This window comes from Burkholderia sp. Cy-637 (genome assembly GCF_011753175.1).
Classification (GTDB): Bacteria; Pseudomonadota; Gammaproteobacteria; order Burkholderiales; family Burkholderiaceae; genus Burkholderia; species Burkholderia gladioli.
This window is the reverse complement of record NZ_VWWC01000154.1, coordinates 1-16,802: the sequence shown is the minus strand read 5'-3', so window position 1 is coordinate 16,802 and position 16,802 is coordinate 1. Positions and strand designations below refer to the sequence as shown.

Annotated in this window: 16 protein-coding genes; 13 read left to right on the top strand and 3 right to left on the bottom strand. The window is 71.4% G+C overall.

Translation table 11 applies throughout. The features are described from left to right. From F3J10_RS28270 to F3J10_RS28235, 8 genes are all read left to right on the top strand, one after another. Nucleotides 1-393: aldehyde dehydrogenase family protein (locus F3J10_RS28270; protein ID WP_167243496.1), on the top strand; the 393-nt coding region annotated here is incomplete at its 5' end. 13 nt (nt 394-406) lie between these two features. Next, nucleotides 407-1,975 carry a xylulokinase gene (xylB, locus tag F3J10_RS28265; protein WP_167243495.1) on the top strand — a complete coding sequence of 523 codons (1,569 nt, stop codon included), beginning with the start codon at nt 407-409 and terminating at the stop codon, nt 1,973-1,975. Then, complete coding sequence (gph, locus tag F3J10_RS28260; RefSeq protein WP_167234519.1) at nt 1,972-2,727, top strand: phosphoglycolate phosphatase; 756 nt, start codon at nt 1,972-1,974, stop codon at nt 2,725-2,727. Before xylB ends, gph begins: the two co-directional genes overlap by 4 nt. After that, nucleotides 2,727-3,572 carry a MurR/RpiR family transcriptional regulator gene (locus F3J10_RS28255; RefSeq protein ID WP_036041160.1) on the top strand — a complete coding sequence of 282 codons (846 nt, stop codon included), beginning with the start codon at nt 2,727-2,729 and terminating at the stop codon, nt 3,570-3,572. Before gph ends, F3J10_RS28255 begins: the two co-directional genes overlap by 1 nt. Before the next feature lie 58 nt (nt 3,573-3,630). Continuing rightward, on the top strand, nt 3,631-4,395 hold the full coding sequence (gene rpiA / locus F3J10_RS28250; RefSeq protein ID WP_240155728.1) for a ribose-5-phosphate isomerase RpiA: 765 nt from the start codon (nt 3,631-3,633) through the stop codon (nt 4,393-4,395). Then, a complete protein-coding gene (locus F3J10_RS28245) occupies nt 4,392-5,159 on the top strand; it encodes an SDR family oxidoreductase (RefSeq protein WP_345791238.1) in 768 nt (255 codons plus the stop codon). Before rpiA ends, F3J10_RS28245 begins: the two co-directional genes overlap by 4 nt. A 71-nt stretch (nt 5,160-5,230) precedes the next feature. Continuing rightward, nucleotides 5,231-6,619 carry an FAD-binding oxidoreductase gene (locus F3J10_RS28240; RefSeq protein ID WP_167243494.1) on the top strand — a complete coding sequence of 463 codons (1,389 nt, stop codon included), beginning with the start codon at nt 5,231-5,233 and terminating at the stop codon, nt 6,617-6,619. 17 nt (nt 6,620-6,636) lie between these two features. Beyond that, nucleotides 6,637-6,879, top strand: coding sequence for a hypothetical protein (locus tag F3J10_RS28235; protein WP_025098033.1), 243 nt, complete (start codon nt 6,637-6,639; stop codon nt 6,877-6,879). Nucleotides 6,880-6,963: 84 nt separating this feature from the next. Here F3J10_RS28235 and F3J10_RS28230 read toward each other — a convergent pair whose 3' ends face one another. Further along, nucleotides 6,964-7,713, bottom strand: a complete 750-nt coding sequence (locus tag F3J10_RS28230; RefSeq protein WP_013697903.1) for an IclR family transcriptional regulator — start codon at nt 7,711-7,713, stop codon at nt 6,964-6,966. Nucleotides 7,714-7,847: 134 nt separating this feature from the next. Here F3J10_RS28230 and F3J10_RS28225 point away from each other — a divergent pair, with 134 nt between their 5' ends. Both F3J10_RS28225 and F3J10_RS28220 read left to right on the top strand, forming a co-directional pair. Beyond that, nucleotides 7,848-9,056, top strand: a complete 1,209-nt coding sequence (locus F3J10_RS28225) for a fumarylacetoacetate hydrolase family protein (RefSeq protein ID WP_167243493.1) — start codon at nt 7,848-7,850, stop codon at nt 9,054-9,056. A gap of 418 nt (nt 9,057-9,474) precedes the next feature. Next, the gene (locus F3J10_RS28220) at nt 9,475-10,740 is read left to right on the top strand and encodes a styrene monooxygenase/indole monooxygenase family protein (protein ID WP_166915765.1); all 1,266 of its coding nucleotides are present in this window, start codon (nt 9,475-9,477) and stop codon (nt 10,738-10,740) included. A 30-nt stretch (nt 10,741-10,770) separates the two neighbouring features. Here the strand turns inward: F3J10_RS28220 and F3J10_RS28215 are convergent, their stop codons facing one another. After that, on the bottom strand, nt 10,771-11,874 hold the full coding sequence (locus F3J10_RS28215) for an aminotransferase class V-fold PLP-dependent enzyme (protein ID WP_166915763.1): 1,104 nt from the start codon (nt 11,872-11,874) through the stop codon (nt 10,771-10,773). Nucleotides 11,875-12,283: 409 nt separating this feature from the next. Between F3J10_RS28215 and F3J10_RS28210 the strand changes: the two genes are divergently transcribed. Continuing rightward, nucleotides 12,284-13,216, top strand: coding sequence for an MBL fold metallo-hydrolase (locus F3J10_RS28210; protein WP_025098028.1), 933 nt, complete (start codon nt 12,284-12,286; stop codon nt 13,214-13,216). Next, complete coding sequence (locus F3J10_RS28205; RefSeq protein WP_167243492.1) at nt 13,204-13,797, top strand: YbhB/YbcL family Raf kinase inhibitor-like protein; 594 nt, start codon at nt 13,204-13,206, stop codon at nt 13,795-13,797. The genes F3J10_RS28210 and F3J10_RS28205 overlap by 13 nt, the downstream gene beginning before the upstream one ends. A gap of 42 nt (nt 13,798-13,839) precedes the next feature. Here the strand turns inward: F3J10_RS28205 and F3J10_RS28200 are convergent, their stop codons facing one another. Beyond that, nucleotides 13,840-15,261 carry an ATP-binding protein gene (locus F3J10_RS28200; protein ID WP_166915757.1) on the bottom strand — a complete coding sequence of 474 codons (1,422 nt, stop codon included), beginning with the start codon at nt 15,259-15,261 and terminating at the stop codon, nt 13,840-13,842. Nucleotides 15,262-15,556: 295 nt separating this feature from the next. Here F3J10_RS28200 and F3J10_RS28195 point away from each other — a divergent pair, with 295 nt between their 5' ends. Beyond that, the gene (locus F3J10_RS28195; protein WP_167243491.1) at nt 15,557-16,795 is read left to right on the top strand and encodes an ABC transporter substrate-binding protein; all 1,239 of its coding nucleotides are present in this window, start codon (nt 15,557-15,559) and stop codon (nt 16,793-16,795) included. Nucleotides 16,796-16,802: the final 7 nt, after the last annotated feature.

Below are 16,802 nucleotides of genomic sequence, written 5' to 3'. Positions count from 1 at the left end.
GCGGCCGCGGCGCCCGAGGCCGGGGCGGCGGGGCTGTTCTACTCGCCCACCGTGCTGGTCGACTGCCGGCCCGAGATGCTGGTGATGCACGAGGAGACCTTCGGCCCGGTGATCGGCGTGAGCGCCTACGACTCGCTCGACCAGGCGATCGAGGCGGCCAACGGCACGCCGGCGGGGCTGGCAGCCTATGCCTACACCGAGCACGTCCACGAAACCTTCCGGCTCGCGCGCGAGCTCGATTTCGGCAATGTCGCGATCAACAACGTCGACGCCGGCATCATGAACGCCGCCTACGGCGGCCGCAAGCAGAGCGGCAGCGGCTACGAGCACGGCCGCGAGGGCATGGAAGGCTACCTGCACCTGAAGCACGTGCGGCTCAGGCACGGCGCCTGAACGGGGAGCGGCCATGGAACGCTATCTTCTGGGACTCGACATCGGCACCTCGGCCTGCAAGGCGATCGCCGTCGACGAAGCGGGGCGCGTCGCCGCGAAGGCGCTGGCCGCCTACCCGGTGATCTCGCTGCGCGCCGGCTGGGCCGAGCAGGAGCCCGAGCAGTGGTGGCAGGGCGCGCAGCGGGCGCTGGCCGAGGTGCTGGCGGCCCTGCCGGAGCGGCGCGCGGTCGGCGGCATCGGCCTGTCGGGCCAGATGCACGGGCTGACCGCGCTCGATGCGCAGGACCGCGTGCTGCGTCCCGCGCTGCTCTGGTGCGACCAGCGCGCCGCGCCGCAATGCGAGACCATCACCGCGCTGGCCGGCGGCCTCGACGGCCTGCTGGCCAAGGTGCAGAACCGCATGTTGCCGGGCTTCACGGCCGGCAAGCTGCTATGGATGCGCGAGCACGAGCCCGAGTTGTACGCGCGCATGCGGCGCATGCTCAATCCCAAGGACTACCTGCGCCTGCGGCTCACCGGCGAACACCTGACCGATGTCTCGGATGCCTCGGGTACCGGCCTGTTCGACGTGCGCGCCCGAACCTGGTCGCGCGAGATGCTGGGCCTGCTCGAGCTGCCCGGCGATCTGGTGCCCGAGGCGCTCGAATCCACCGCGCGCGCCGGCACGCTGCGCGCCGAGCTGGCCGAGGCCTGGGGCCTGCCGGCCGGCACGCCGGTGTATGGCGGGGGCGGCGATTCGGTGATCCAGACCACCTCGATGGGGGTGATCGACAGCGGCCCGCTCGGCATGACGATCGGCACCGCCGGCATCGTGGCCGGCGCGATGCGCGCCTGCCCGGCGCCCACCGGCCAGTTGCAGATCTCCTGCGGCAACGCGCCGGGGCGCTGGCACGTGATGGGCGTGACGCTGTCCGCCGGCGGCGCCTTCGAATGGCTGCGCGGCGCGCTGGCCGCGCTCGAACCCGAGCTGGACTTCGCGCGCATGATCGCGCTCGCCAAGGCGGCGCCGCCCGGCGCGGAAGGCCTGCTGTTCCTGCCTTACCTGCTCGGCGAGCGCTGCCCGCACGTGGCCGCCGACGGCCGGGCCGCCTGGATCGGCCTGACGCCGCGCCACGACACGCGCCACCTGGTGCGCAGCGTGATGGAGGGCGTGCTGCTGAACCTGCGCGCGATCGCCACGCTCGGCACCGCCGCGGGCCTGCGCTGCGACGAGCTGCGCGTCTCGGGCGGGGCCACCGCCGAGCCGTTCTGGCTCAAGCTGCTGGCCGACGTGCTGCAGCGCGAGGTGGCCACCGTCACCGGCGCGGCCGAGGGCGGCGCCTATGGCGCGGTGTTGGCGGCCGGGGTCGGCGCGGGCTGGTGGGCCTCGCTCGACGAGGCGGCCGGCGCGCTGGCCGTGACCTCGCGCGTGGCGCCCGACAGCAGGCTCGGCGCGCTCTACGACGCCCGTTTCGACACGCTGCGCACGCTCTACGACACGCTGCGCCCCGTGTTCCAGCAGATCGCCGCGGAGCCCGCTCCGCCCGCATCCCTCGGCGGCCGCGACCCCGGCCGGCCCTCACCGGAGGCCACGCGCCCATGACCCGTTCCGCCAGCCGCCCGCTCGGGCAGTCGCCCGTGCAGCTCGACCCGCTCGACCCGCTCGACCGCCAGGCCGGCGTCGAGGCCGTGGTGTTCGACCTCGACGGCACGCTCGTCGACACGGCGCCCGACATCACCGCGGCGGTCAACCGCCTGCTCGCCACCCACGGCCTGCCGCCGCAGACGGTCCGCTTCGTCGAGCAGTTCATCGGCGAGGGCTCGTTCGGCCTGATCGACAAGCTCTACCGGGGCCTGGGCCTGCACTTCGAACCCGCGCGCGTGGCGGCCGACGTCGAGACCTACCTGGCGATCTACCGGCGCCATCCGGTGGCGCACGCCACCGTCTACGCCGACGCGCTGGCGGCGATCCCGGCCCTGCACGCGGCCGGGCTGCGGCTCGGCGTCTGTACCAACAAGGCGCAGGGCCTGGCGCTGGCCGTGCTCGAGCACTTCGGAATCGCGCGATACTTCACAGCCGTGGTGGGCGGCGATACGCTCGCCGAGCGCAAGCCGCATCCGCGCCACCTGCTCGCCACCCTGGAGCAGCTCGAGGCCTCGCCCTCGCGCACGCTCTACGTGGGCGACACCCGCATCGACGCGCAATGCGCGGAGGCGGCCGGCGTGCGCTGCCTGATCGTCAACTGGGGCACCGGCCCCGGCGTGCCGGTGGCGGCCGGCGCGCGCCTCGAATCCTTTACCGAACTTGTGACACGCTGCGCGGCGCTCAATGCCCCGCGCGAGCCGGGAGCCTGATGAAAAACGACCTGTTGCGCCGCATCGCGCTGGAACGCCCGTCGCTGACGGGCGCCACCATGCGCATCGCCGACGTGCTGCTGAACGCGCCGGAGGCGGCGCTCAAGATGAGCATGGCCGAGCTGTCCGAGGCCGCGCAGACCAGCGACCCGACCGTGGTGCGCTTCTTCCGCCGCTTCGACTGCGCCGACTACCAGGACTTCAAGGTCCGCTTCGGCCAGGGCCTGATTCCGCAGGCGCCGTTCGACTACGAGGCGATCACCGGCGAGGACACGCCGGCCGACGTCTGCGGCAAGATCGTCAACAACTCGCTGCACGCGATCCAGCGCTTCGCCTCTGACGTCGATTCGGCCGCCATCGAGCGCGCCGTCACGCACCTGATCGCGGCCAAGGGGATCTTCCTGTTCGGGCTCGGCATCTCCGAGACGATCGCCTTCGACGCCGAGCACAAGTTCTTCCGGCTCGGCCTGCATTGCCGCGTGGTGCTGGAGAGCCAGCGCCAGTTGCTGCTCGCGCCCACCCTGCGCGACGACGAGGTGGCGGTGTTCTTCTCGCACTCGGGTTCCACCAAGTCGCTGGTGATGGCCGCGGCGATGGCCAAGGGCAAGGGCGCGGTGACCATCGCGATCTGCGCGCCCGGCTCGCGCCTGGCGCAGACCTGCGACCTGACCATCGCGGTGCCGGCCTACGAGAACACCGAGCTGTACACGCCGCTGACGGCGCGCATCAACCACCTGCTGGTGGTCAACATGCTGGTGGCGATGCTGGGCTTGAGGCAAGGGCGCGAGCTGCCCGACAACCTGGCCGCGCTCGACCCCTGGTTCACCGACAAATTCATGGACTGAGCCCGGCGCCGCGCATGGCGCCGGCGAGATCCGCCGACCTTTCAGAACGGAGACACGATTGAGCACGCACATCGAACCGGGTTATGCCCACCTGCAGCCCGCCAACAAGCAGGACGAGGCCAAGCTGGTCTCGGGCATCAAGGCCGTCGACCACTACCTGCGATCCGGCATGAAGGTCGGGCTCGGCTCGGGCACCACCTCGCACTGGTTCGTGCGCGCGCTCGCGCCGCGCGTGCGCGACGGCCTGGAGATCGTCGGCGTGCCGACCTCGAACGCCACGCGCGAGCTGGCGCTCGAACTCGGCGTGCCGCTCACCGACCTCGGCCAGATCGACCGCCTCGACGTGACCATCGACGGCGCCGACGAGATCGATCGCGAGGGCAGCATGATCAAGGGCGGCGGCGCCTGCCTGCTGTGGGAGAAGATCGTCGCGGCGGCCTCGCGCAAGATGGTGGCGGTGGTCGACGACAAGAAGGTGTTCGACACGCTGGGGCGGTTCCCGCTGCCGATCGAGGTGATCCCGTTCGGCTGGCAGAGCACCGAACGGCTGCTGCGCGAACTGTTCGTGTCGGCCGGTTTCGCGCCCGCGGTGAGGATCGAGCGGCGCATGCGCGGCGGGCAACTGGTGGTGACCGACAGCGGCAACTGGATCCTCGACTGCCATCTGGAGGCGATCGCCGAGCCGCGCGCGCTCGCGCCGCGCTTCAACGCGATTCCCGGCGTGGTCGAGAACGGCCTGTTCGTCGGCATCGCCAGCGAGATGATCGTCGGCTACGCCGACGGCCGCGCCGAGATCGTGCGCTTCGCCGGGAGCGTGTCGTGAGCGGGCCCGCGATGCTCGACAGCTTCCGGCTCGACGGCGACATCTGCGTGGTGACGGGCGGCGCCCAGGGGATCGGCCGCGCCATCGCGCGCGGCCTGGCCGAGGCCGGCGCGACGGTGGTGATCGCCGATCGCGACGCCGCGCTCGGCCAGCACGCTGCCGACGAGATCGGCGGCGGTTTCGTGCAGCTCGACGTGACCGACTCGGTCTCGGTCGATGCCGCCTTCGACGCGGTGGTGGCGCGCCACGGGCGCCTCGACGTACTGGTCAACAACGCCGGCGTGGTGCGCAACGCGCCCGCGCTCGACACCGACGACGCGGCCTGGCGCGCGGTGCTGGCCGTCAATCTCGACGGGGTGTTCTATTGCGCGCGCAGCGCGGCGCGCCACATGCTGCCGCGCCGCTCGGGGCGCATCGTCAATATCGCCAGCATGAGCGGCTCGATCGTCAACAAGCCGCAGCCGCAGGCGTCCTACAACGCCTCCAAGGCGGGCGTGATCCACCTGACGCGCTCGCTGGCCGCCGAATGGGCCGCCGACGGCGTTCGCGTCAACTCCATCTCGCCCGGCTACGTGGGCACCGAGCTGACCCAGCGCGGCTTCGACAACCAGGCCTGGCGCGAGCAATGGCTCGGCGGCACGCCGCTCGCGCGCATGGCGCGGCCCGAGGAGATCGCGCCGGGGGTGATCTTCCTGGCCTCGCGCGCGAGCGCCTTCGTGACCGGCACGGACCTGGTGATGGACGGCGGCTACACGGTCTGGTGAGGGCAGGGCGGCGGCGCCAGCGCAGCCGGAAATCGTATCGACCCATCGACTCAATTGCGGAAAGAACCATCATGACCATCGAGGAAGGCGTCGCCGCGTTGCGCGACGCGCTCGGCGCGCAGATCGTCGCGCTGCCGGAGGAGTTCGGCGATCGCCGCGTGGAGGACTGGAGCGGCATCGGCGGGGCGCGGCCGCGCGCGCTGCTGCGCCCGCGCAGCACGGAGGAGGTGTCGCGGGCGCTGGCGATCTGCTCGCGGCACGGCTTGCCGGTCGTCACCCAGGGCGGGCTGACGGGGCTGGTCGGCAGCGCCAACGCGCTGGGCGGCGAAGTGGCCCTGAGCCTGGAGCGGATGAACCGCATCGTCGAGATCGACGCCGTGTCGGGCACCATGACGGTGGAAGCCGGCGCGGTGCTGCAGAGCGTGCAGGACGCGGCCGCCGCGGCCGGCTTCTATTTCCCGCTCGACCTCGGCGCGCGCGGCAGTTGCACGATCGGCGGCAACCTCGCCACCAACGCGGGCGGCAATCGCGTCATCAAGTACGGCATGATGCGCGACCAGGCGCTCGGCCTGGAGGCGGTGCTGGCCAGCGGCGAGGTGGTGGGCGGCCTCGACAAGATGATCAAGAACAACAGCGGCTACGACCTGCGCCACCTGCTGATCGGCAGCGAGGGCACGCTGGCGGTGATCACGCGCGCGGTGCTGCGGCTGCGGCCCCGGCCCACCGCGGTGGCCACCGCCTGGTGCGGGCTGCCCGATTTCGCGGCGGTCACCACGCTGCTGGCGCGCGCCCAGGCGGGGCTCGCTGCCGGCGTGTCGGCCTTCGAGGTGATGTGGGCCGGCTATCACGACGCGGTGCTCGCCAACCTGCGGAACCTGCGCGCGCCGCTGGCGGGCGCGCATCCGTTCTACGTGCTGCTGGAAAGCGTCGGCACCGATCCGGCGCGGCACGAGGAGGGCTTCGTCGAATTCCTGGCCGAGATGCTCGGCGAGGATATCGTCACCGACGCGGCGATCGCCTCGTCCGAGGCGCATGCCCGCGATTTCTGGGCGATCCGCGATGCGCCGGGCGAGTACCAGCGCTTCATTCCCGATCACGCCGCCTACGACGTGAGTTTCTCGATCGCCCAGGTCGGCGAGGCGGCGCAGCGGCTCGAGGCGCGGCTGCGCGCGCGCTGGCCCGATGCACTGGTGATGACCTACGGGCATCTCGGCGACGGCAATATCCATATCGTGGTGGACGTGCCGGGCATGGACCGGCATCGCCACGAGGAGATCGACGCGATCGTCTATGCCATCACCGGCGAATTCGGCGGTTCGATCTCGGCCGAGCACGGCATCGGCACCAAGAAGCGCGAGCACCTGGGGCAGTGCCGGCGCGAGACCGATATCGCCGCGATGCGCGCCATCAAGCAGGCGCTCGACCCGCGTAACCTGCTCAATCCCGGCAAGATTTTCTAGCCGGCGAGCCTGAGGGGATGAACGGGCTCGATCACGCGCGTCGCCACGCCGCCACCGACGCGAACGCGCAGGATGCCGATCTGTGGCGCTGGTTCTCCCTGCTGGTGGACGAGCGGCGGATCCGCTGGTGCCAGGCGGGCGGCCAGTGGCTGGTCAGCGTCGATCATCGGCACGTCGCCACCGAGGAGAGCTTCGATCGCGCGGTGCGCGAGGCGCGGCTGGCCGCGGGGCGCGGGCCCAGGCGGCGCCGGGCGGCCTAGGCGCGGCGGGGGGCGAGCTCGCGGGCGGGAAGCGTGGCGGGAAGCGCGGCGGCATTCGGCCGCCGCCTTGTCGACGACTCGTCGTCACAGCCCGCGTGCCACGCGTTGCGCGAGCGTGGTCAGGTCGACCAGCAGCCGCGTCTCGCGCTGCGGCGTGAGCCGGTCGACCGGCACGCTGGTGCTGACGGCGATCCGCTTGCCCGCCGAGGACACCCCCACGAACACGGCCAGGCAGGCCAGCCCCGTGCAGGCCTCCTCGCGCTCGATCGCGTAGGCGCGTTCGCGCACCTCGGCCAGCGCTGCCAGCAGGTCGGCGCGGCGCGTGAGCGAATGCTCGGTCAGCGCGCGCAGCCGCGCCGGCATGATCATCTGCACGGTTTCGTCGTCGAGGCTGGCGAGCAGCGCCTTGCCGAGCGCCGAGCAATGCGCCGGCAGCCGCGAGCCGATGTCGGAAACCAGCCGCACCGCGCGCGACGGATCCTCGCGCGCCAGGTAGACCACCTCGGCGCGATCCAGCACGGCCATCTGCACCGCCTCGTTGTGCTTCGCCACGAACCACGCGGCCTCGCGACGGAACGCGTCGAGCGTGAAGTCGGCCAGCAGGTAGGTGCTGCCGATCTCGAACAGGGCCACGCCGATCGCGTAGCCGTCGCCGATCTTGACCAGCCACTGGCGCCGCTCCAGCGCCTCCAGCGTCAGGTACAGCGTGCTGCGCGGCATGCCGGTCAGCGCCAGCAGGTCCTTCGCGGAGGTCGGGCGGCGGCTCGTCTTGAGCGCCTCGAGGATGTCGTGGACCCGCGCGATGGCGGGCACGTCGGTGGGTTTGTCGGGCATCGCGGCCTCGTGGTTGGCGGGCGCCGGCCGGCGGCGCCGGTCGATGTGTCCAGCGGGCTGGATTATACGCCGGCCCCTTGGACAGCCGGGCAGGGGGCCCGTAGCATCGTGCGCATCCCAAACTGGAGACATCGATGAACGCCCCGACCCCCTCGACCCCCTCGACCCAAGCCCACCCGATCGACGCCCTGCTGCCCGCCGATCTCGACGACGCGCTGCTGGTGGGCCGCGTCTGGCGCAAGACCGCGGCCTTCGAGGGCCCCAGCGTGGTGGTGGTGCGCGGCGGCGAGCTGTTCGACATCACGGCGGCGGCGCCGACCACGGCCGACCTGTTCGACCAGGCGGACCCGGCCGGCTTCGCCCGGCAGGCCGAGGGCGAGCCGCTCGGTTCGGCGCGCGAGCTGCTGGCCGCGCAGCTGGATGGCGGGGCGTCGCCCGCGCTGCGCCTGCTCGCGCCTTGCGACGTGCAGGCCATCAAGGCCTGCGGCGTGACCTTCGCGGTCAGCCTGGTCGAGCGCGTGATCGAGGAGCAGGCGGCCGGCGACGCGAGCCGCGCCGAGGAAGTGCGCGCCACCATCCAGCATGCGATCGGCACCGACCTGTCGCAGGTCGTGCCGGGTTCCGAGGCGGCCATGAAGCTCAAGCGCGAGCTGCAGGCGCGGGGCGTCTGGTCGCAATACCTGGAGGTCGGCATCGGGCCCGACGCCGAGGTGTTCACCAAGTCGCAGCCGATGTCGGCGGTCGGTTTCGCGAGCGAGGTCGGGCTGCTGCCGATCTCCACCTGGAACAATCCCGAGCCCGAGGTGGTGCTGGCCGTCAATGCGCGCGGCGCGGCGGTGGGCGCCACGCTCGGCAACGACGTCAACCTGCGCGATATCGAGGGCCGCTCGGCGCTGCTGCTGGGCAAGTGCAAGGACAACAACGCCTCCTGCGCGATCGGCCCCTTCGTGCGCCTGTTCGACACGCGCTTCACGATCGACACGGTGCGCCAGGCCTCGGTGGCGCTGCGTATCGAGGGCGAGGACGGCTTCGTGCTCGACGGCGTGAGCCACATGTCCGAGATCAGCCGCGATCCGCTCGACCTGGTCGCGCAGACCTGCGGCACGCATCATCAATACCCGGACGGTTTCATGCTGTTCCTCGGCACCATGTTCTCGCCGATCCAGGACCGCGACCAGGCCGGCGCCGGCTTCACGCACCACCTGGGCGACAGCGTGCGGATCTCGACCGCCTCGCTGGGCGCGCTGGTCAATCGCGTCTCGCTGTGCACCGAGGTCGCGCCCTGGGAATTCGGCACGCGTGCCTTGTTCCGCAATCTCGCCGCGCGCGGCCTGGTGCGCTGAGCCGGCTTTTCCCCGCTTCCTTGTCGGCCTCCCCTCCGGCGGCGGCGCGCGATGCGTGCCGCCGCCTGCCCGGTTCGTCCACGCCGGCACGCCGCACCGGCGCGGTGCAAGCCGGCGCGGACCTCGAACCGATCCATCCTGCTTCGTCGGAGCCCATCGGTATCCGAAGCATCGCCGATGCCGCGACGATGGGCCGGGCAATCCGCTGATCATTTCCTCTCGCTTCCCGCTGCGCCTTCCGTCTTCCTTCCTGTCGTCCTTTCCGTTTCGAACCGCTGTTCCGAATTCCGCCGATCGCGCGGAATAATCGCCGGCTCTCGCGCGTTCAGCATCAGGTACACGCAACAACACCAGCGCGCGACGCCCCCGCAAGGTCGGGCATGGCGCCCGCCGCTGAACGAAGAGACGGAGTCATGGAATGAAGGAAGTGGACAAGCCCCTGCCCGCGGGAGCCAGCCGCAGGATCGCGGTGGTCGGTGCGGGGCAGGCGGGCCTGCAGACCAGCCTGGCGTTGCTCGCGCGCGGGCACGCGGTCACGCTGGTGGCCGAGCGCGATGCGGACGATGTCGAGCGCGGCCGCGTGATGTCGAGCCAGTGCCTGTTCGGCAGCGCCTTGCGGCTCGAGCGCGAGGCCGGCATCGAGCATGGCCGCGACGCCTGTCCGCCGATCAACGCGATCAGCTTCGCGGTGGCCGATCCACACAGCCCGAACGGCAAGGCGATCGCCTGGCGCGGGGCGCTCACGCGCGGCGCGGCCGCGATCGACCAGCGCATCAAGTTCGCCGCCGCCTTGCGCAGCGTGCGCGCCAAGGGGGGCGAGGTGCGCATCGCCACCGCCGACGTGGCGCTGCTGGAGGAGCTGGCCGCCTCGCACGAGCTGGTGCTGGTGGCCACCGGCAAGGGCGAGCTCGGCCAACTGTTCGAGCGCGACGCGGTGCGCTCGGTGTTCCGCGGGCCGCAGCGCTCGCTCGCGCTGACCTTCCTGCATTGCGACGGCCGCGTCGGGCCCGCCGACGCGGTCAGTTTCAATGTCGTGCCGGGCGCCGGCGAGATTTTCGTGATGCCGGCGCTGACGCATTCCGGGCCCTGTCACGTGGCGGTGTTCGAGGCCATGCCGGGCGGCCCGCTGGACGGCTGGCGCGACGTGCGCTCGGCCACCGCCCACCTGAGCCGTTCGCTCGAACTGCTGCGGCGCTTCACGCCCTGGGAGCTCGATGCCTGCCGTTATGTCGAGCTGACCGATGCGAACGGCACGCTGACCGGCTCGGTCACGCCCACCGTGCGTCATCCGATCGCCATCCTGCCTTCCGGGCGCGCCGTGCTCGGCATGGGCGACGCGGTGGTGCTGCACGATCCGATCACGGGGCAGGGCGCGAACAGCGCGGCCAAGTGCAGCGCGAGCTACGTGGCCTCGATCAGCGCGCGCGGCAGCCTGCCGTTCGGCCATGACTGGATGCTGTCGACGTTCGCCGCCTACTGGCGCGAGGCCGTCTACACGGTGCAGTGGAGCAATTCCCTGCTGATGGCGCCGGCGCCGCACGTGCTGGGCCTGTTCGGCGCGGCGCAGCGCAACCCCGCGCTGGCCGCGCGCATCGCCGACGGCTTCGACGACCCGTCCAGCCTGTTTCCGGCCTGGACCGATCCCGATGCCTGCGATGCCTTGCGTTATTCGGTGGGGGGCTGACGAGGGCGCGGGCGAGGTCGAGCGTCGTCCTCACCCGGCCGCGTAGGCCTCGGTGATGGCCTGGCCCGCCGCGTCGAGATCGACGGGATGCCGCTGCTGTTCGAGCGCGCTGCCGTAGGCGACGATGCTCGCGTGCACGGCGTCCTCGGTCGCGCGCAGGCCGGTGTGGTTCAGGCGCAGCACGCGCGCGGCGATCTCGCCCACGCCCGGCGTGAGTTCGACACCGTGGCGGCGCGCATGCGAGATCAGCAGCGTGCCGTCGATGCCGGGCGGCACCGGCGCGGTGGTGACCAGCGCCGAGGCGGCTTCGTCGCGCGCGATCCAGGGCCTCACGCCGAGCGCGCGCAATGCGTCGCGGCAGGCGCGCGCGGCCCGTGCATGACGCGCGACGGTCTGCGCGATGCCTTCCGCCTCGATCCGGTCGAGCGCGGCTTCCAGCGCATGGAATTCGAGCGGCGCGGGCGTGCCCGGCAGCGCGCCGCGGCCGCGTTCGAGCCAGTCGCGGCGCAGCCCGGCCAGGGACAGGCTGGAAGGCGCCGCATGGGCGGGCGCGGCCAGCCGCTCCCAGGCACGCGCGTTGAGCGCCACCGCCGAGATGCCGGCCGGCCCGGCCAGCGCCTTCTGCGGGCCGATCACGGCGATATCGACCCCCAGTGCGTCGAGCGCCAGCTCGTGGCCGCCGACCGAGGCCACCGCATCCACCACGCACAGCGCATCGCGCGAACGCGCCAGCGCGGCCAGCGCTGCGAGCGGGTTCAGCGCGCCCGTCGACGATTCGGCATGCACGGCGGCCAGCAGGTCGATGTGCCCGAGCGCCTCGGCGGCGGCCGTCACGGCCTCGATCTCGATCGCCTGTCCCGCTTCGGCCGCGACCTCGTGCACGCTGGCGCCGCCGCGCCGCAACCACGCGCCGAACCAGGCGCCGTAAGGGCTGGTGACGACATTGAGCGCCACCAGGCCCGGCCGCGCCAGGCTGGTCGCCACCGCCTCCAGCGCGAGCATCGCCTCGGCCTGGATGAACAGCAGGTCGCCGCGCGTGGCGAGCAGATGCTTGAGACGATCGGCGAGCCGCGCGTAGCCGTGGTCCGGATAGGGCGGCGGATCGAGCAGCAGATGGGAATCGAGGCGAATCATGGCGAGCGCGAGAGCGGGGCGCGGGCGGGCGGCCCGTGATGGACAGGTCCGGCGCGGCACACGCCGGGAATCGATCAGTCTGACACGCCGGGCGCCGCGCTCGACGCGCGGCGCGCAGCCAGTAGCGTCGATGCGAAGTTGGGGCATCCGGTGTCGGCGGCGAACTCGCAAGCCGGCGGCGAGATCGTCGCTCTGGCGCCTGCGCCCATTCGCGGTGGATTGTTGTCGTCCGGACAACGTCGCGTGGGCATTCGCGGTGCTACTGGCCTTCGCTCCCGCTGACTACTATCTGTCACGCGTGCTTTCGGCAAGCAGGAAAACGAAGCGCGCGACACTCGCAGCCGTGCTGGCGAAGCGCATCGCGCGGTGCGGCGCGGCTCACCGTAACGACTCAACTGGACGATTGAAAATGAGCGAAACAACTCGCAATGTGCGGCCGGTCATCGCCAGGCTCGGCGGGCAAGAGGCAGGCGAACTCGTGTCGTCCCGCTACGCCGTGCGCGTGGGCGAGCTCGACGTCGTGCTGATCAGCGACGGCGTCCTGCCGCTGCCCACCTCCACCATGTCGACCAACGTCGGCGAAGCCGAGCGCAACGCATGGTTCGACGGCCGTTTCCTGCAGCGTGACATGTTCGACTGGGCGCTGAATATCGCGCTGGTGCGCAGCGGCGACCGGCTGATCCTGATCGACTCCGGCGTGGGCGACGGTTTCGAATATTTCACGCGTGCGGGCCGGGCGGTGATGCGCCTGGAATCGGCCGGTATCGACCTGGCCGCGATTACCGACATCGTGATCACGCACATGCACATGGACCACGTCGGCGGCCTGAACGTTGCCGGCATCAAGGCCAGGCTGCGCCCGGACGTGCGCATTCACGTGTCGGCCAGGGAAGTGGCGTTCTGGCGGGATCCGGACTTCAGCAAGACGGTGATGCCGGAAACCGTGCCTCCCGCCCTGCGCAAGGCGGCCGCGACCTTCGTGGAGATCTACGGCGAAAACATCGTCCAGTTCGACCAGGTGGTGGAGGTGGCCAAGGGCGTGTCGGCGCGCGTGACGGGTGGGCACACGCCGGGGCACTGCGTGGTGGACGTGGCATCCGGCGGTGAAAAACTGACCTTCGTGGGCGATGCGATCTTCCAGGTCAACTTCGACCATCCCGACTGGCAGAACGGCTTCGAGCACGATCCCGAAGAGGCGGCGCGGGTGCGCGTCGCGCTACTCGACGAAGCCGTCGAAACCGGCGCCCTGCTGGCCGCCGCGCACGTCGCGTTCCCCTCGATCGGTCACGTGGCCAGGCAGGGCCAGGGCTTCCATTTCGTGCCGGTGGTATGGGACTACTGACCGTGAGAGCGAAGACTTCCCTGTCCGTCATCGCATGCGCGTTCGTTGCGCTGGCGCTGACCCCCGCGGCAGCCCGCGCGGAGTCGTTCACGATCGAGGTCGACGGCCTGCGCGACGGGTACTTCTCGAACCAGCAGGTGTATGGAGGCTTCGGCTGTCACGGGGAGAACGTATCGCCGCGCATTTCATGGGCTCACGTTCCGCGCGGCACGAAGAGCCTGGTCGTGACGATTTTCGACCCCGATGCGCCGACCGGAGGACTGGGCTGGACGCATTGGGCGGTCGTCAACATCCCGCCGTCCGAATCGTCGCTCGACAGCGGCGCTTCCGGCAATCCGAAGCGTTTGCCGGCGGGCGCGGTCGAGACCTTGACGGATTTCGGCGAGTCCGCATACGGTGGACCGTGCCCGCCCAAGGGGGAATCGCATCGATATGTCGTGACGGCGTCCGCGCTCGACGTGGCACGAATCGACGTGGCTCCGGCGGCGAGTCCCGCCGTCGTCGCGTATCAGATGCATGGCAGAGTCATTGCCCAGGCGAAGTACGTGGCCAGGTACCGTCGCGCGCCGACCGGCGATTGAGGACGCTCGACGCTGGCGAATCGCGGCGCCGGTGCAAGCCGGTTACCTCGGCAACACCAGCTCCGCGTCGAGCCCCGCGATCCGCCCGTCTTCCACGCGATTCTTCAGCACCAGTGTGCCGCCATGCGCGGTGGCGATGCCGCGCGCGATGGTCAGCCCCAGCCCGGTACCTTCCGGCGCCGGCCGACCTTCGCGGCCGCCCGCCCGGAAGTAAGGCTCGAACACGCGTTCCAGCAGCGCCGGATCCGGCAAGCCCGGCCCGTGATCCCGAATCACGATGCGCAGCGAGCCGCCGTGCTCGTCGACGTGGATCGACACCTCGTCCTCGCCGGCGCCGCCATGGCGGATCGCATTGTCCAGCAGGTTCTGCAGGCCGCGCTTCAGGTTGCGCGCGAACCCCGGGTAGGGCGCGCCGGCATGCCCCTCGATACGCACCGCGTGGCCGGCATCGCGCGCGTCCTCGGCCAGCCCCGCCAGCATCGAATCGATGTCGATGCGCTGGCGCGGCTCGGTGATCTCGATGCCCTGCACCGCGTCCAGCGTGGCGCGCACCATCGCCTCCATCTCGTCCAGGTCGCCGCGCAGGCGCTCGCGCCAGAGCGGATCGGGCAGCATCTCGGCGCGCAGCCGCAGGCGCGTGAGCGGCGAGCGCAGGTCGTGCGAGACGGCGCTCAGCAGCCGCGTGCGTTCGCCGAAGCTGTCGATCAGGCGCTGCTGCATCGCGTTGAAGGCCTTCGCGGCGCTGCGCACTTCCTGCGGGCCGTCGACGGCGAGCGGCGCCTGGTAGATGTTGCGGCCGAGCGCCTCGGCGGCCTTCGCGAAGCTGCGCAGCGGCCGCAGCGCGAAGCGCACCGCCACGAAGGCGAGCAGGCAGACCGCCGCGAGGCGCACCAGGTAGAGCCGCAGCAGGTAGTCGGCCACCAGCGTGCCCGGCTCGCTGTGCATGCCGGCCTGCCCCTCGTGCGCGACCACGTCGAGCCAGCCCTGGCCCGGCACCTGCAGTTGCAGGTGGAAGTCGCCCATCGGCATGCGCGAATCGAACAGGCTCAGGATGCCGCGATGCCGGCCCGCGTCGTCGCGCAGCTCGGCATCGAGCAGCCGCAGCTCGACGTGCTGGCCGAGCCGCCGCTCGATGACGCCCGAGATCAGCCCGCCGGTGGCGCGCAGCACCAGGTTCGGCGCGGCGCGCGCCGGCTCGGGCGTGTCGACCGGGCGCAACTGGTAGCGCGCGTCCGACAGGCGCGCGAGCGTGGCTTCGCGCGTGGCGGCATCGGGCGCGTTCCGGAGCAGGCGGATGGTATCGGCCAGCCGGCTGGCGAACAGCCGCGAGGGGATCTCGAGCGTGCGGTAATCGTGGGTGTCGAACCAGATGGTGCTGGTCAGCAACTGGCCGGCGAACATGCCGGCCGCAAGGGTCACCACGAGACGGCCGAACAGCGAGTCGGGCCACAGGCGCAGGGTCATGGGCGTGACGGGCAGAGAGGATCCAGGAAACAGGCGAGGGCGCCGGCAGGCGCGGCGGCGCTCGTGCAACGGCGACGCTGACGCGACCTTACCGCGAACCGCCGCCGCGCGCGAGCGGGATGCAAGGCTCGCGCGAGCCCGGCGAACGAAGGTTTCGGCAGGCAATGCGGCAAGGCGCGGAGCACCAACACATTCCATTACAAAAGCCGCCCGGCGCAACACACCGACATTACAAAGCGCCGCTACAGTGTCGGCCACGCACAAATAGCAATCGTTCTCATTTGAGATGTCAACCATGCCGATTTTCCGCTTCGTCCGCGCGGCCCGCGCCCACCTGAAGCTCGCCGAGCCGGCGCGCCGCGCCGCGAACCTGGCGGCCGCCGCCATCGTGCTGGGCGCCGCCGCCGTCTGCGCCTCGCCGGCCATGGCGCAGGCCCCGGCCGCGCCGGCCGCCGCCACGACCGTCACCGACCTGGCCGGGCGCACGATCCGGATTCCCGCCGCCGACCCGAAGCGCATCCTGCTCGGCGAGAGCCGCACGCTCGAGGCGGTGGCGCTGCTCGAAGGCCAGCATCCGCTGGCGCGCATCGTCGGCTGGCAGGGCGACCTGCCGACCATGGACCCGCAGCGCTTCAACGCCTATGCGCAGCGCTTCCCCGCGATCCGCGAGATCCCGCTGATCGGCCGCGCCAGCGAGGACAGCATCAGCGACGAGAAGGCGCTCGCGCTCAAGCCCGACGTGGCGATCTTCAGCATCGCGGGCCACGGCCCGAGCCGCTACAACGCGCTGGTCAAGCAACTGGAGGCGACCGGCACCACGGTGGTGTTCATCGACTTCCGCCTGCATCCGATGCAGGACACGCTGCCCAGCATCCGCCTGCTCGGCCAGGTGCTGCATCGCGAGCAGGCCGCCAGCGACTACCTCGCCTTCTACCAGCAGCACCTGGCGCGCGTGCAGCAGGTGGTCGGCGCGATTCCCGAGGCGCAGCGGCCCAAGGTGTTCATCGACATGCTGGCGGGCGTGTGGGATGCCGGCTGCTGCCACACGGCCGGCAAGGGCAACTTCGGCGAATTCATCAGCGCCGCGGGCGGCCGCAATATCGCGGCGGACCTGCTGCCCGGCGTGCTCGGCGACCTGAGCATGGAGCAGATCATCGCCTCGCGGCCCGACGTCTATATCGCCACCGGCTCGCGCACCAAGCCGGGGCTGGCCTCGCTGCGCGTCGGCGCGCAGACCAGCGAGCAGGACGCGCGCGCCAGCCTCGCGCAACTGGTGGCGCGGCCCGGCTTCGACACCATCAAGGCGATCCACGACGGCCGCGTGCACGGCATCGCCCACGACTACTACGACTCGCCCTACAACATCATCGCGATCGAGGCCTTCGCGAAGTGGTTCTACCCGGATCGCTTCAAGGCGCTCGACGTCAAGGCGACCCAGGCCGAGCTGTACCGGCGCTTCCTGGCGGTGCCGGTGACGGGCACCGAATGGGTCGACACGCCGCTGCCGGCCGCCGGCCAGCAGGCGGCGCGATGAGCGCGCA

Bases quoted from the DNA above. Each gene is read 5' to 3' on its own strand.
- xylB (WP_167243495.1), top strand. From the start codon at position 407: ATGGAACGCTATCTTCTGGGACTCGACATCGGCACCTCGGCCTGCAAG.
- gph (WP_167234519.1), top strand. From the start codon at position 1,972: ATGACCCGTTCCGCCAGCCGCCCGCTCGGGCAGTCGCCCGTGCAGCTC.
- F3J10_RS28255 (WP_036041160.1), top strand. From the start codon at position 2,727: ATGAAAAACGACCTGTTGCGCCGCATCGCGCTGGAACGCCCGTCGCTG.
- F3J10_RS28240 (WP_167243494.1), top strand. From the start codon at position 5,231: ATGACCATCGAGGAAGGCGTCGCCGCGTTGCGCGACGCGCTCGGCGCG.
- F3J10_RS28235 (WP_025098033.1), top strand. From the start codon at position 6,637: ATGAACGGGCTCGATCACGCGCGTCGCCACGCCGCCACCGACGCGAAC.
- F3J10_RS28230 (WP_013697903.1), bottom strand. From the start codon at position 7,713: ATGCCCGACAAACCCACCGACGTGCCCGCCATCGCGCGGGTCCACGAC.
- F3J10_RS28225 (WP_167243493.1), top strand. From the start codon at position 7,848: ATGAACGCCCCGACCCCCTCGACCCCCTCGACCCAAGCCCACCCGATC.
- F3J10_RS28220 (WP_166915765.1), top strand. From the start codon at position 9,475: ATGAAGGAAGTGGACAAGCCCCTGCCCGCGGGAGCCAGCCGCAGGATC.
- F3J10_RS28215 (WP_166915763.1), bottom strand. From the start codon at position 11,874: ATGATTCGCCTCGATTCCCATCTGCTGCTCGATCCGCCGCCCTATCCG.
- F3J10_RS28210 (WP_025098028.1), top strand. From the start codon at position 12,284: ATGAGCGAAACAACTCGCAATGTGCGGCCGGTCATCGCCAGGCTCGGC.
- F3J10_RS28205 (WP_167243492.1), top strand. From the start codon at position 13,204: ATGGGACTACTGACCGTGAGAGCGAAGACTTCCCTGTCCGTCATCGCA.
- F3J10_RS28200 (WP_166915757.1), bottom strand. From the start codon at position 15,261: ATGACCCTGCGCCTGTGGCCCGACTCGCTGTTCGGCCGTCTCGTGGTG.
- F3J10_RS28195 (WP_167243491.1), top strand. From the start codon at position 15,557: ATGCCGATTTTCCGCTTCGTCCGCGCGGCCCGCGCCCACCTGAAGCTC.